This is a genomic window from Segatella copri (assembly GCF_002224675.1).
Taxonomy (GTDB): Bacteria; Bacteroidota; Bacteroidia; order Bacteroidales; family Bacteroidaceae; genus Prevotella; species Prevotella copri_U.
Genome location: NZ_NMPZ01000020.1, coordinates 33,309 through 47,000, shown reverse-complemented (window position 1 = coordinate 47,000; position 13,692 = coordinate 33,309). Strand labels below are relative to the sequence as shown.

10 protein-coding genes are annotated in these 13,692 nt (G+C 49.8%); 4 read left to right on the top strand and 6 right to left on the bottom strand.

Annotated elements, in window-relative coordinates; all coding sequences use genetic code 11:
* Window positions 1-2 precede the first annotated feature (2 nt).
* Complete coding sequence (locus tag CFT61_RS11965) at window positions 3-941, top strand: GNAT family N-acetyltransferase (RefSeq protein ID WP_089544653.1); 939 nt, start codon at window positions 3-5, stop codon at window positions 939-941.
* A 49-nt stretch (window positions 942-990) separates the two neighbouring features.
* On the opposite strand, the gene CFT61_RS11960 is transcribed toward CFT61_RS11965, so the two are convergent.
* The 3 genes from CFT61_RS11960 to CFT61_RS11950 are packed head-to-tail and all read right to left on the bottom strand — an operon-like array spanning window position 991 to window position 3,717.
* A complete protein-coding gene (locus CFT61_RS11960) occupies window positions 991-1,569 on the bottom strand; it encodes a LutC/YkgG family protein (protein ID WP_089544652.1) in 579 nt (192 codons plus the stop codon).
* A gap of 40 nt (window positions 1,570-1,609) precedes the next feature.
* Entirely contained in the window at window positions 1,610-2,983 is a 1,374-nt protein-coding gene (locus CFT61_RS11955; RefSeq protein WP_089544651.1) for a lactate utilization protein B, read from the bottom strand.
* Window positions 2,980-3,717 (bottom strand): (Fe-S)-binding protein, encoded by a 738-nt coding sequence (locus CFT61_RS11950; protein WP_089544650.1) that lies wholly within the window; start codon window positions 3,715-3,717, stop codon window positions 2,980-2,982. Before CFT61_RS11950 ends, CFT61_RS11955 begins: the two co-directional genes overlap by 4 nt.
* A 314-nt stretch (window positions 3,718-4,031) precedes the next feature.
* Between CFT61_RS11950 and carB the strand changes: the two genes are divergently transcribed.
* The 3 genes from carB (at window position 4,032) to CFT61_RS11935 (ending at window position 11,820) form a co-directional block, all read left to right on the top strand.
* Complete coding sequence (gene carB / locus CFT61_RS11945; RefSeq protein WP_089544679.1) at window positions 4,032-7,262, top strand: carbamoyl-phosphate synthase (glutamine-hydrolyzing) large subunit; 3,231 nt, start codon at window positions 4,032-4,034, stop codon at window positions 7,260-7,262.
* Between the two features lie 249 nt (window positions 7,263-7,511).
* Window positions 7,512-9,650 carry a DNA topoisomerase 3 gene (locus CFT61_RS11940; RefSeq protein WP_089544649.1) on the top strand — a complete coding sequence of 713 codons (2,139 nt, stop codon included), beginning with the start codon at window positions 7,512-7,514 and terminating at the stop codon, window positions 9,648-9,650.
* A 97-nt stretch (window positions 9,651-9,747) separates the two neighbouring features.
* On the top strand, window positions 9,748-11,820 hold the full coding sequence (locus CFT61_RS11935; RefSeq protein ID WP_089544648.1) for an OmpA family protein: 2,073 nt from the start codon (window positions 9,748-9,750) through the stop codon (window positions 11,818-11,820).
* A 16-nt stretch (window positions 11,821-11,836) separates the two neighbouring features.
* Here CFT61_RS11935 and CFT61_RS11930 read toward each other — a convergent pair whose 3' ends face one another.
* The 3 genes from CFT61_RS11930 to CFT61_RS11920 are packed head-to-tail and all read right to left on the bottom strand — an operon-like array spanning window position 11,837 to window position 13,619.
* Window positions 11,837-12,289 carry a DUF5056 domain-containing protein gene (locus tag CFT61_RS11930; RefSeq protein ID WP_176425596.1) on the bottom strand — a complete coding sequence of 151 codons (453 nt, stop codon included), beginning with the start codon at window positions 12,287-12,289 and terminating at the stop codon, window positions 11,837-11,839.
* Between the two features lies 1 nt (window position 12,290).
* Window positions 12,291-12,830 (bottom strand): RNA polymerase sigma factor, encoded by a 540-nt coding sequence (locus CFT61_RS11925; RefSeq protein ID WP_089544646.1) that lies wholly within the window; start codon window positions 12,828-12,830, stop codon window positions 12,291-12,293.
* Window positions 12,831-12,863: 33 nt separating this feature from the next.
* Window positions 12,864-13,619, bottom strand: coding sequence for a DUF6249 domain-containing protein (locus CFT61_RS11920; protein WP_142990631.1), 756 nt, complete (start codon window positions 13,617-13,619; stop codon window positions 12,864-12,866).
* Between the last annotated feature and the right edge of the window lie 73 nt (window positions 13,620-13,692).

Here is a 13,692-nt window from a genome sequence, read left to right as displayed (position 1 = left end):
TCATGTTTGAAATCATCAAATACACTCCCGAATATCGCCAGCAATGGGATGCGTATGTGGCAAAAGCCCGAAACGCTACGTTTCTCTTTTACCGCAACTATATGGATTACCATTCCGATAGGTTCAAGGACTATTCTCTCCTGTTCTTCAAGAAGGGAAAGCTCCATTCCATCCTGCCAGCCCATCAGGTAGGCAAGACCCTCTGCTCGCATTTCGGACTCACCTATGGCGGACTGATCATGAACATTCACGTCACGATTTCAGATGTCTGCCAACTCTTTGAGGAACTGAATGTCTATCTGCGTCTTCAGGGTTTCGAGAAGGTACAGTATCGTCCTATTCCCTGGATCTATCATCTCCATCCTTCAGAAGAAGATCTCTATGCCATCTTCTGGAAATGCAAGGCTCATCTTTCGCTCCGCAATATCGGCACAACCATCTTCATGCAGCAGAAATTGCGCTGGCGCAAAGACCACCTACGCCGTCTGAAGAAGGCTCATCAGAATGGAGTGACCGTAGTGAGAGATGCAAGTCTGTCGGAATTCTGGGAGGTATTGAATGAGAACCTGGAAAAGCGATTTGGTGCCAAACCGGTACACACGCTTCAGGAAATGGAACTTCTGAAAAGTCGATTCCCCGAGAATATCATCCAATACAATGCTTATCGCAACGGGCACATTATAGGAGGCCTCACCTTTTATATTACCCAGCAAGTGGTACACGGACAATACAGTTCTACCAACGATGAGGGAAAGGAATTCGGAGCCATGGAGGCTATCTACGAACAGATTATGTATCATGATTACCCCGATTATCCCTATCTGGACTTCGGCAGTTCTACGGAACAGCAGGGAGCCTGGATCAATGAGGGCCTCATCGCCCACAAGGAAGGTTACGGAGGAAGAGGCGTGGTTTACGACACCTATGAATGGACAGTATAAAGAGAAATCCCGAAGTTCACACGATAGTGAGCTTCGGGATTTCTGCCTTTTACAAAAGTATAACTGTCACACCACGGGCAGCTTGCGCACCCATTACCAGCGCCTGCTCGATATCGGCAGTCTTGGAAGGACCGCTGATGAAAATACCGAAATTATACTTCGGATCCATCTCGATACGGGCATAAGCCTCATGCATATTGTTAACAACCTTATCTTTCTGAAGGAAAATCACGAGATATTCGGAGATGAAAAGCACCGCCTTCTCCTTCATGGTCTGAGGAATCCAGACGCAGCCATTCTCGGCAACACCCACTTCTCCACGTACAATACCCACATCGGTACCATTCAGGTCGTTGGCTTCAGCCACGGTATCAGGATTCTTCTGCGCGATGGTAATCTCAGGCAGGTTGGAAGCAAAGACCTTCGCCTCCGGATAAGCCTTCTTCACCAGCTCATCCAGGCTCTCGCCCGCCTCAGCCTCTATCACGTGTCCACCCACAGACTCAGTCATCTCAATAAACTGCTTCAAGGTATCCTCATACTGGATTCCCTTGACATCTACGGCAGGCATATCGAATTGAACGTGCGTATTCTTACGCAACTTGTTCAGGAAATCTTCTTTATTCATTGAACTTTGAAATTTGAACTTTGAACTTTATGATTAGCCACTACTTCACCTTTCCTTCTTTCCAAAGCTGGTGGAAGCTCTTCTTCGCAAACTCAGGCATGGTGTGACCGATACCCCACGCATTCCAGTTGCTGAAGTGCGTGCAGCACTCAGGAATCAGATTGACAAGTGGCGCAAACTTCAAGGCTGTGGTGTAGAGCGCAGGACGATCGAAGAGATATTTCATGCCATTCGACATCGCCTTCTTCACAGGATTAGCCTTGCCCAATCTCTCCAGACTCTGGCGCCAAGCGTAAATCTGCGAACCAGGACCTACCTTGGAAGGGCATACATTGTCGCAAGACAAGCACAAGGTGCAGGCTGAAACATTGTCGCTGTACTTCTGAGGATTCTTCAGCATTCCCAGGTTCACACCGATAGGACCCGGAATGAAATAGGTGTAGCTGTATCCGCCTGAACGGCGATAAACCGGACAGGTGTTCATGCAGGCTCCGCAGCGCATGCACTTCAAGGTCTGCCAGTGGTCCTTGTCGGCGAGAATATCGCTTCTGCCATTATCCACCAGAACCACATGCATCTCAGCACCCGGACGAGCCTGGCGGAAATGAGAGGTAAAGGCGGTGGTAGGCTGACCGGTTCCGCAGCGGCAGAGCAGACGCTGGAATACAGCCAGTGACTTATAGTCAGGAACCAACTTCTCGATACCCATCGCCACGATGTGGAGCTTAGGCATGGAAGTGGTCATATCGGCATTACCCTCGTTGGTGCAGACCACGCAATCGCCTGTGGCAGCCACGCCGAAGTTGCAGCCGGTCATACCTGCTCCTGCTTCCATAAACTGGTCGCGGAGATGATGGCGGGCGCAGCGGGTCAGATAAGTAGGATCGTAGTTACCGATTTCCTTGGAGATTCCCTTCTCCTCGAACATCTGTCCCACTTCCTCACGCTTCAGGTGGATGGCAGGCATCACGATGTGGCTTGGCTTCTGGTGCAGGAGCTGGATGATGCGCTCACCCAGGTCGGTCTCTACCACATCGATTCCGTGCTGCTCCAGATAAGGATTCATCTCGCACTCCTCGGTAAGCATCGACTTTGACTTCACCATCTTCTTCACGTTATGATCCTTCAGGATACCGAGCACAATCTCATTGAATTCCTGCGCATCCTTTGCCCAGTGCACCTTCACCCCACGGCTCTCCAGGTTCTTGGAAAACATATCGAGGTAATCGGCAAGATGGGTAATGGTGTGCATCTTGATTTCAGACGCATGTTCGCGGAGGTCTTCCCACTCAGGAAGTTCCTGCGCCATCTTATCTCTCTTCTGACGAACAGACCAGAAGGTAGCGTCGTGCCAGGTGGTCTTCTCTACGTTCTGCGTAAACTTCGCAGCTCTCTTGGAATGTTCTGTACTCATAGTCCTGCAGCTAAAATTTGAACAACATGGATAAACTTGATCGGCATCTTCTCCTTCTTGGCAATACCCGCCATGTGCATCAGACAGGAAGAATCCGGTCCGGTGACATATTCGGCACCCGTAGCCATGTGGCGCTTGATCTTATCCTCTCCCATTCGGGTAGAAACGGCAGGCTCCTCGATAGAGAACATACCGCCGAATCCGCAGCACTCATCCTTGCGTTCCGGCTCGTGGATGGTAATGCCTTCCACCATATTCAACAGGTCGATAATCTTGTTGAATGGCTTGATGTGTCGCTCAGATGGAGACGACAAACCCAGTTCTCGCACACCATGGCAACTGTTGTGCACACTCACCGCATGCGGGAATTTTCCCGGCACATGATCCACCTTCAGCACATCGTGAAGGAACTCCACAACATCCATGATCTTCTTGGATGAAATACACTCGTGCTTACCCTCCAGAATCTTAGGGTAATACACCTTAACATAAGCGGCACATGAAGCTGAAGGAGCTACGATGTAATCGTAATCCTTGAACAGCTCATCAAATGTCTCTATGACCTTCTCCGACTTGTCCTGAAAACCCGCGTTAGCCATCGGCTGACCACAGCAAGTCTGCTTTTCGGGATAACCGACATCCAGTCCGTAGTGCTTTAGTAACTTGTATGTAGCCACACCCGCTTCAGGGTATAAAGCATCCACATAACAAGGGACGAATAATCCGACTTTCATTGTTTTATAATACTCTTGTTATCTATTGTTTTATTATTATCGAAACTTTCTGCTACATTTTCTGTAGGCGCTGCAAAAGTAACAAAAAAATAGCAGAAATGAGACAATCCCGAAAGGATTTTTAAATAATTGATGTTATTTAACTGTAAAGAATGGCAGAAAATTTGGATGATTCAGATATTTAGCGTATCTTTGCTGCCCGAAATAGTGTATCTTCCGTAGTAATCTGACTAAGAAACTAAATAGATACTAAACAAGACATTTTCAGAAGAGACTTTTTATTATTAAGAATAAACTTATAGTTAAATAACATGATGAAGAAACAGCTTAAGAAAGTCCTCGTTCTGGGTTCCGGTGCTTTGAAGATCGGCCAGGCAGGTGAGTTTGACTATTCCGGTTCGCAGGCTCTCAAGGCGCTGCGCGAGGAGGGTATCAGTTCCGTCCTTATCAATCCTAATGTTGCTACAATTCAGACGAGTGAAGGTATTGCTGACAAGGTTTATTTCTTGCCGGTGACACCTTTTTTTGTAACTGAAATTATCAAGAAGGAGCGCCCAGACGGCATTATGCTGGCTTGGGGTGGCCAGACTGGTTTGAACGTGGGTACAGAGCTTTACCTCAGCGGTGTGCTCAAGGAGTATGGTGTGGATGTATTGGGTACCTCGGTAGAGGCTATCATGAACACAGAAGACCGCGACCTCTTCGTAAAGGAGCTCAACAAGGTTGACCTCAAGGTTCCAGTAAGCCACGCTTGCGAGAACATGGAGGAGGCTGTGGCTGCGGCACGCAACATCGGCTACCCTATCATGATCCGTTCTGCCTATGCGCTGGGTGGTCTCGGTTCTGGTGTCTGCAAGACTGAAGAGGAGTTCAAGGAGATTGCTGAATCTGCCTTCACTTTCGCACCTCAGGTACTCGTTGAGGAGAGCTTGAAGGGATGGAAGGAGATTGAGTTCGAGTGCATCCGTGATGCGAACGACCGTTGCTTCACCGTTGCCTCTATGGAAAACTTCGACCCACTGGGTATTCACACCGGTGAATCTATCGTTGTGGCTCCTACCTGTTCTCTCACCGACGAGCAGGTGAAGATGTTGCAGGACATCGCCGTAAAGTGCGTCCGTCACCTCAACATCGTGGGTGAATGCAACATCCAGTATGCTTTCAACGCTGAGACCAACGACTACCGTATCATCGAGATCAATGCTCGCTTGAGCCGTTCTTCTGCCCTTGCTTCTAAGGCTACAGGTTATCCTTTGGCTTTCGTTGCAGCTAAGATTGCCCTCGGTTACACACTCGACCAGATTGGCGAGATGGGTACTCCTAACTCTGCTTATGTGGCTCCATCACTCGACTATATGATCTGCAAGATTCCTCGTTGGGACCTTACCAAGTTTGCTGGTGTAAGCCGCAAGATTGGTTCTTCCATGAAGTCTGTAGGCGAAATCATGTCTATCGGCTGCTCATTCGAGGAGATGCTCCAGAAGGGTCTCCGTATGATTGGTCAGGGAATGCACGGTTTCGTTGGCAACGACCACACCAAGTTCGACAACCTGGATGAGGAGCTTTCTAACCCTACCGACCTCCGTATCTTCGCCATCGCCCAGGCTCTGGAGGAAGGTTACACCATCGAGCGCATCGAGGAACTGACCAAGATTGACCCTTGGTTCATCGAGCGCATGAAGAATATCGTAGATTACAAGCACAAGCTTTCTGAATATAATACTTTGGAGGAGATTCCAGCCGAGGTATTGCGCGAGGCTAAGGTATTGGGCTTCTCTGACTTCCAGATTGGCCGCTTCGTATTGAAGACCAAGGATACCAATATGGAGAAGGAGGTTCTCGCTGTTCGTGCCCTGCGCAAGAAGCTGAACATCCTTCCTGCCGTAAAGCGCATCCCTACAGTGGCAAGCGAGCATCCTGACCTTACCAACTATCTCTACATGACATACGCTGTAGAGGGTTACGACATCAACTACTACAAGAACGAGAAGTCTGTCATCGTTCTCGGTTCGGGTGCTTACCGCATCGGTTCTTCTGTAGAGTTCGACTGGTGTTCAGTAAACGCTATCAACACAGCGCGCAAGTTGGGTTACAAGTCAATCATGATCAACTACAACCCGGAGACCGTATCTACCGACTACGATATGTGCGACCGTCTCTACTTCGATGAGCTTTCATTCGAGCGTGTACTCGATGTCATCGACCTGGAGTCACCACGTGGTGTGATTGTTTCCGTGGGTGGTCAGATTCCAAACAACCTGGCTATGAAGCTCCATCGCCAGTCTGTGCCAATTCTGGGTACATCTCCTGTCAACATCGATCGTGCCGAGAACCGCGGTAAGTTCTCTGCCATGCTCGACAAGTTGGGCATCGACCAGCCTAAGTGGAGCGCCCTCACATCAATGGAGGATGTTCAGAAGTTCATCGACGAGGTAGGCTATCCTGTGCTCGTTCGTCCATCTTACGTTCTTTCTGGTGCAGCCATGAACGTTTGCCACAACGATGACGAGTTGCGTCGCTTCCTGGAGGCAGCATCTGAGGTTTCTAAGGAGTACCCAGTGGTTATCTCTCAGTTTATGACCGAGACCAACGAGATTGAGTTTGACGGTGTGGCTCAGAACGGTGAGATTGTTGAGTATGGTATTTCAGAGCACGTAGAGTATGCAGGTGTTCACTCTGGTGACGCTACCATGACCTTCCCTGCTCAGCAGATTTCCTTCGCTACAGCCCGTCAGATCAAGAAGATTTCACGTGCCATCGCCAAGGAGCTCAACATCTCGGGTCCTTTCAATATCCAGTACTTGGCTAAGGGTCGCGATGTGAAGGTTATCGAGTGTAATCTCCGTGCATCCCGTTCGTTCCCATTCGTGAGCAAGGTGTTGAAGCGCAACTTCATCGAGACTGCTACCCGCATCATGCTCGATGCGCCATATCAGAAACCAGACAAGTCTGCCTTCGATATCGACCGTATGGGTGTGAAGGCTTCACAGTTCTCATTCGCCCGCTTGCAGAACGCCGACCCTGTTTTGGGTGTAGATATGAGTTCTACCGGCGAGGTAGGCTGTATGGGTGATACTTTCGAGGAGGCATTGCTCAACTCATTGATTGCCACCGGCTACAAGATTCCTTCAAAGGACAAGGGCATCATGCTTTCAAGTGGTGGTGCGAAGGAGAAGGCTTCCCTGCTCGACGCTGCTCAGGCGCTGGTGAAGAACGGTTACACCATCTATGCTACAGCCGGCACAGCGAAGTTCCTGAACGAGAACAACGTGAAGGCTACAGCCGTAGGATGGCCTGATGAGGACCACAAGGATCTCCCTAACGTGATGCAGATGATTGCCGACCACAAGTTCGACCTCATCGTCAATATTCCTAAGAATCACACCAAGCGTGAGTTGACCAATGGTTACAGAATCCGTCGTGGTGCCATCGACCACAACATTCCTCTGATCACCAATGCCCGTCTGGCTTCCGCCTTCATCGAGGCATTCTGCACATTGAGCCAGGACCAGCTTCAGATCAAGAGCTGGCAGGAGTACGAGTAATCGCACGCAGATTTATACGAACACGCCCTGAAAGGGCAGAAGCTCCTAGCCCAGGGCAGCGCCCTGGGTTAGATAACAATCAGCAAGGTCGCCCTGAAAGGGCAAAAGCTTTGAATGCAAGAAGCTTTTGCTCTTTCAGGGCGACCTTTTTTGTGGAATATTTTATTCCCCGCCATGAGAAAAAGAAGCTGAAATGATGGCTATTTCATTATTTTATTGTACCTTTGCAAACAGAAATAAGAATAAAGAATGATAGTTTGTATAGCAGAGAAACCTAGCGTGGCTAAGGATATCGCCCGAATCATCGGAGCTACCACGGCACGCGACGGTTATATGGAAGGTAATGGTTACCAAGTAACATGGACTTTCGGCCACCTTTGTGAGCTGAAGGAACCGGATGATTATACTCCAATGTGGAAACATTGGAGCCTTTCGGCATTGCCGATGATTCCACAGCGCTTCGGCATCAAGCTCATCAACGATGAAGGCATCAAGAAGCAGTTTGCCACCATCGAAAAACTGATGCAGGCTGCCGACAGCATCATCAACTGCGGTGACGCCGGACAGGAAGGAGAGCTCATCCAGAGATGGGTGATGCAGAAGGCGCAGGCAAAATGCCCCGTTAAGAGACTGTGGATTTCATCCATGACCGATGAAGCCATCAAGCAGGGCTTCCAGGAACTGAAAGACCAGGGGGAATATCAGTCGCTCTATCTTGCCGGACTTTCACGTGCCATCGGCGACTGGATTCTCGGCATGAACGCCACCCGACTTTACACATTGAAATACGGTCAGAACAAACAGGTGCTCAGCATCGGCCGAGTGCAGACCCCTACCCTTGCCCTTATCGTAAACCGCCAGAAGGAAATCGACAACTTCGTTTCCGAACCTTACTGGGTACTCGCCACCATCTATCGCGACACCCAGTTTACAGCCACCAGCGGCAAGTTTACCAGCAAGGAGGAAGGCGAGAAGGCTTTCAGCACCATCGCCGGCAAACCCTTCACCGTTACCGATGTAAGCAAGAAGAAGGGAAACGAGGCACCCCCTCATCTCTACGACCTCACCTCGCTGCAGGTGGATTGCAACAAGAAGTTTGCCTACTCTGCCGATATTACGCTGAAACTCATCCAGAGTCTCTACGAGAAGAAATATACCACTTATCCTCGTGTAGATACCCAGTTTCTCACAGACGATATCTATCCGAAATGTCCGCAGATTCTGAATGGTGTGAGCCAGGCAAAGATAGCGAGTCAGCAGAAATATCTGCCGCTCATCCAGCAGCTCGCAGCCACCGGCAAGAAGTTGCCGAAGAGCAAGAAGGTTTTCGATAACAGCAAGGTAACCGATCACCACGCCATCATCCCAACCGGAGTTCCGCCAACCGGACTCACCGATATGGAGGCAAACGTGTATGATCTCATCGCCAAGCGATTCATCAGCGTGTTCTATCCGGATTGTAAATTCTCTACCACCACCGTATTGGGCGAGGTTATCAACGAGGACGGACCCAAACCGGAAAAGATAGAGTTCAAGGTGAGCGGTAAGGAGATTCTGGAACCAGGCTGGCGAGTAGTCTATGCCAAGGATGCGAAGAATGCCGATGACGACGATGCAGATAACGCCAACGGAAACGATGGCGGAAATGCAGGCGACGGAAACGGAAACGGCACCAAGAAGGAAGTGGTAGAAGAGCGAACCCTCCCCTCTTTCGTGAAAGGCGAATCGGGCAACCATCAGCCTACCCTGACGGAGAAATGGACCACGCCGCCTAAGTATTACACCGAGGCAACCCTGCTCCGTGCGATGGAGACAGCGGGTAAATTCGTGGAAGACGAGGAACTTCGTGCGGCTTTGAAGGAGAACGGCATCGGCCGTCCATCATCCCGTGCCGGCATCATCGAGACTCTCTTCAAGCGCCACTACATCCGCCGCCAGCGCAAGAACCTGATGGCAACACCAACAGGTATCGAGCTCATCGACACCATCCACGAGGAACTCCTGAAGAGCTGTGAGCTGACCGGTATCTGGGAGAAAAAGCTCCGAGACATCGAGCACAAAACCTACGACCCTGCCGAATTCATCAACGGCCTGAAAGAGCAGATCAACCAGATTGTCATCGATGTTCTATCGGATAACAGCAGCCGAAGAGTCACCATCATGACGGAAGAAGATCTCAAGAAAAAACCGGAAAAGAAGAAAACGGCAGCAAAGAAAGCACCAGCCAAGAAAAAGGATGAAACCCCTCAGCCAGCTCCAGCCGACCCAATGGTAGGCAAGCCATGTCCGCTCTGCGGAAAGGGCGTCATCATCAAGGGCAAGACCGCCTATGGTTGCAGCAACTGGAAATCTGGCTGCCAATATCGCCAGCCATTCTCGCAGATGTAATTTTCCGGAAAAATATACAGACAATAAAGCCCTAATTATAATAATTGCGTAACCCTTTCGTTATTATCATAATTAGGGCTTTCTATTTCTAAATTATATGAAGCAGATTAGATATTACCAAATCATAACAGCCTTTTGCTGCCTCCTTCTGATAAGCTGCGGCATTGACAAGAACCTGAAGAAGGGAGAAAAGTTCCTTTCTTTAGGCGAATACTATGATGCTGCCGACCAATTCAAGCAAGCCTACACCAAGACACCTCCCAAGGAGCGTGAAAACCGGGGAAAGCTTGCCTTGAAGATGGCACGCTGCTACAACAAGATCAATGCTACCCCCAAGGCTGTGAATGCTTACCGCAATGCCATCCGCTATAACCAGGCTTCACTCGATGACCGTCTGGCTTACGCCCGTCTGCTCCTGAAAAACGGCGAATACAAGCAGGCAGAAAAGGAATTCAGAATCCTCGTGGATTCCATGCCCGACAATATCCTAGCCCAGAACGGATTGAGATCTGCCCAGATGACTCCCGGCTGGAAAAAAGCCGGAAGCAGATATCAGGTAAAGAAGATGGATGTCTTCACCTCCCGAAGAGCCGATTATTCACCGATGCTCCTGGGCGATGAATACGAACAGATCTACTTCACCTCCACCCGCAATGACGCACAGGGAGATGAACTCAGCGGAATCACCGGCACCAAGGCTGGCGATATCTTCTATTCAGAAAAAGACGACAAGGGAAAATGGAGCAGACCGGAAGCCATCGCCACTGGTCTGAATACCGACTATGATGAGGGAGCCTGCTGCTTCACTCCCGATGGCAAGGAGATGTATCTCACCCAATGCGTCACCGATCCAGCCTCTCCCCGATTTGCCCAGATCGTCACCTCTTCCCGTTCGGATGCTGCCTGGGGAAAGGTTCAGAAGCTGGAAATCACCCAGGATACCTTGAGCACCTACGCCCACCCTGCCATCAGTCCTGACGGTGAATGGCTCTATTTCGTTTCCGATATGCCGGGCGGAATGGGCGGTTACGATATCTGGCGTGTGCGCATCACTCCTTCAGGTCTGGGAGGTGTGGAAAACCTCGGTGCCCCCATCAATACGCCGGGCGACGAGATGTTCCCTACCTTCCGCCCTAACGGCGACCTCTATTTCAGCAGTAACGGACATATCGGAATGGGTGGTCTCGACATCTACATTGCCCGAATAGACGAAAAGACCCAGCAGTATAAGATAGAGCATCCCGGCTATCCCCTCAATTCTGAAGCAGATGATTTCGGAATGACCTTCGAGGGACCACACAACCGTGGCTTCTTCTCTTCCAACAGAAAGGATGGCCGCGGCTACGACCATATCTATTCTTTCAATAATCCGGAGATTGTCACCACGATGAAGGGATGGGTTTACGAAAAAGACGGCTACGAACTTCCTGCCGCACAGGTGATGGTAGTAGGCAACGATGGCACCTACAGAAAACTGCCGGTCAAGAGTGACGGTTCGTTTACGCTGCCTATCCATCCTGAGGTAGATTATCTTGTGATGGCTTCCTGCAAGGGATTCCTCAACCACAAGGAGGAGTTGCGGATAGATTCGGCAAAGGAGAGCAAGGAGTACGTGCTCCAGTTCCCGCTGGCTTCCATCTCAGCCCCAGTACTCATCGACAACATCTTCTATGATTTTGACAAAGCTACCCTGACGCCAGCCAGCACCCAGGCTCTGGATAAGCTCGTAGCCTTGCTGAAAGAGAATTCCCACGTAACCATCGAACTGAGTGCCCATTGCGATTACAAAGGCAACAGCGAGTACAACAAGCGATTGTCTCAGCGCCGCGCCCAGTCGGTAGTGGATTACCTCATAGCTCACGGCATTGAAAAAGATCGCCTTACCCCTGTGGGATATGGCAAGGAACGCCCGAAGACAATCCGCAGGAAGCTCACGGAGAAATATCCCTGGCTGAAGGAAGACGATGTGCTCACCCAGGATTTCATCCTCAAGCAGACCAGGGAGCATCAGGAGATATGCAACCAGCTGAACCGCCGCACCGAGTTTACGGTTCTTCGTACCACCTACAAGATGTTCGACAATAAAGGTAACCTGCAGAACCCGCCAAAGTCAAAGCCAAGACAAGAGAAAGTATCCGAAGACAACGGATATAAAACATTCTTCTACTAGCAGAAAGAGTTTTTTCTTATCTGGCATCCGCCACTTCATTATATCCCCAGACCATCACGAGGACTACGATGCCAGCGAGCATCATCAGGAGATTCTGCGTCTGCATGATTGCATCAAGCATATGGGTAAGGGCACGGGAACCAGTAAGCAGGAAATCTATCTTCATAGAGAAGAGCCAGCCCTGTATCTGCTCCCATCCCTGGCAAACCACAGCAGCCACTACGCCGACAGCCACACAGGCTGCCGTCCACAGATGTTCCAATCGGAGACGCTTAGCCAATGCCTGCTCCTGCTCAAGAGACAGCACGGTCTTTTCCGGCTCAAGACCCGGCAATGCCTGCATCACCCTATCAGAGAATCCATCATCCGGAATCTCCTCCATCCTGTTATCAGCAAAGAAAGCCTGAAGGAGCTGATCGTCTGTGGCGCTCAGCGGTTCAAGCTCCATACCATTTCTATTATCAATCATTTTATCGGTCATAACCATTATGCTTTAAGTAACTTGCAAGTTTCTGTTTTCCACGAGAGAGATGCGACTTGATGGTGCCTTGCGCCATCCCCGTCACTTCTGCTATCTTATCTATAGAGAGACCATCCATCAGCTGCAGCGTGATGCATGTCCGTTCGTTCTCGCTCAATATCCGTAGGGCATTGAGCAAATCCATCTTCAGTCCGGTATTCACTCCCTGCGCATTCTGCCGGGCAACCGCCGGTGTATCAATATCCTGTGTTTCCTTATGACTGCGGGTATAATCATACCACACATTATAAGCGATACGATAAAGCCAAGTGGAGAAGCTGGCTGTACCCTTGAAACTTGCCAGATGGGTATAAGCCTTCACAAAGGTATCCTGCGCCAAGTCGTCACTCAGCTGCGCATCCCCCAGCGTCTGCCGTAGGAAGAACCCACGAACAGGTGATTGATACTTCTTGACCAGCAAGTCGAACGACTTGCGGTCGTGAAGCATCACCACCTTCGTGACGAGAGAAATATCGGATAACTTTTCCACTATATATATTAACTAATAACTGTTGTTTGATTTTTACACCGGAGTTCCATTATAACCTGTGCCCTGATCGCCATGGCGGTTTCTCCACCAATCCTTGATGGCTGGAAGTGAACCTATCAGGGTCTGTCCCAATCCATAGAAGAAGACCAGGGCTCCGATACCAGCCAAGAAGTCAGCTTCCCACCAAGCGAACATAGCGCACAAGCCAGCGCCCAGAAAGGCATTTCTCAATCCTCGCTTCACCAGATATTCATCGCTCTGTTTGTCAATCGGACGGTCGCTTTCCGGAACATTGATGCCCTTCTCCATCGCCATCTCCGCCAACTTCATCCGGTCATTGTGGCGGCGAATCAGATATCTGATAACCAGGAACACGATGATCAGCGGAGCAAAGACAAACAGCAGACCGAAGATGATACAGAAGATGACGATAACAGACAACGCCCCGCCACCAAATACCGAACCGATGAAATCGAAAGGATCATCATAGTTGCCCAGACTATACTTGGAATGATAAGCATGGTTGTCATTGTCATCTACATCAGCATAGTCGGAAGTATCCGTTGCGGTTGTATCAGAATAGGCAGCAATAGCCTCATCATCCTGAGCTGCGGATGCCTGCTCAGCTGCAGCCTGCTTATCTTCCTGCTTTGCAGCGGCAGGAGAAGCCTGCTTATCCACCTGTTGGGTAGTTGGATGATAACGATGTTTTGGAGCCGAAGATGCCAGAGATACCTGGGTAGCTCCGATGCTCATGATGAGCGCCAATGTTAATATCGCTTTCTTCATATCTAACAATATTTTTATAGTTTTACCTTGTTATTTATTATTTTTTCTATGTCTTAGACGCATCTCTTGGGAA

Coding starts and splice junctions, on each gene's coding strand:
- carB (WP_089544679.1), top strand. CDS start 4,032: ATGAAGAAACAGCTTAAGAAAGTCCTCGTTCTGGGTTCCGGTGCTTTG.
- CFT61_RS11920 (WP_142990631.1), bottom strand. CDS start 13,619: ATGAAGAAAGCGATATTAACATTGGCGCTCATCATGAGCATCGGAGCT.
- CFT61_RS11960 (WP_089544652.1), bottom strand. CDS start 1,569: ATGAATAAAGAAGATTTCCTGAACAAGTTGCGTAAGAATACGCACGTT.
- CFT61_RS11930 (WP_176425596.1), bottom strand. CDS start 12,289: ATGATTGATAATAGAAATGGTATGGAGCTTGAACCGCTGAGCGCCACA.
- CFT61_RS11950 (WP_089544650.1), bottom strand. CDS start 3,717: ATGAAAGTCGGATTATTCGTCCCTTGTTATGTGGATGCTTTATACCCT.
- CFT61_RS11955 (WP_089544651.1), bottom strand. CDS start 2,983: ATGAGTACAGAACATTCCAAGAGAGCTGCGAAGTTTACGCAGAACGTA.
- CFT61_RS11940 (WP_089544649.1), top strand. CDS start 7,512: ATGATAGTTTGTATAGCAGAGAAACCTAGCGTGGCTAAGGATATCGCC.
- CFT61_RS11935 (WP_089544648.1), top strand. CDS start 9,748: ATGAAGCAGATTAGATATTACCAAATCATAACAGCCTTTTGCTGCCTC.
- CFT61_RS11965 (WP_089544653.1), top strand. CDS start 3: ATGTTTGAAATCATCAAATACACTCCCGAATATCGCCAGCAATGGGAT.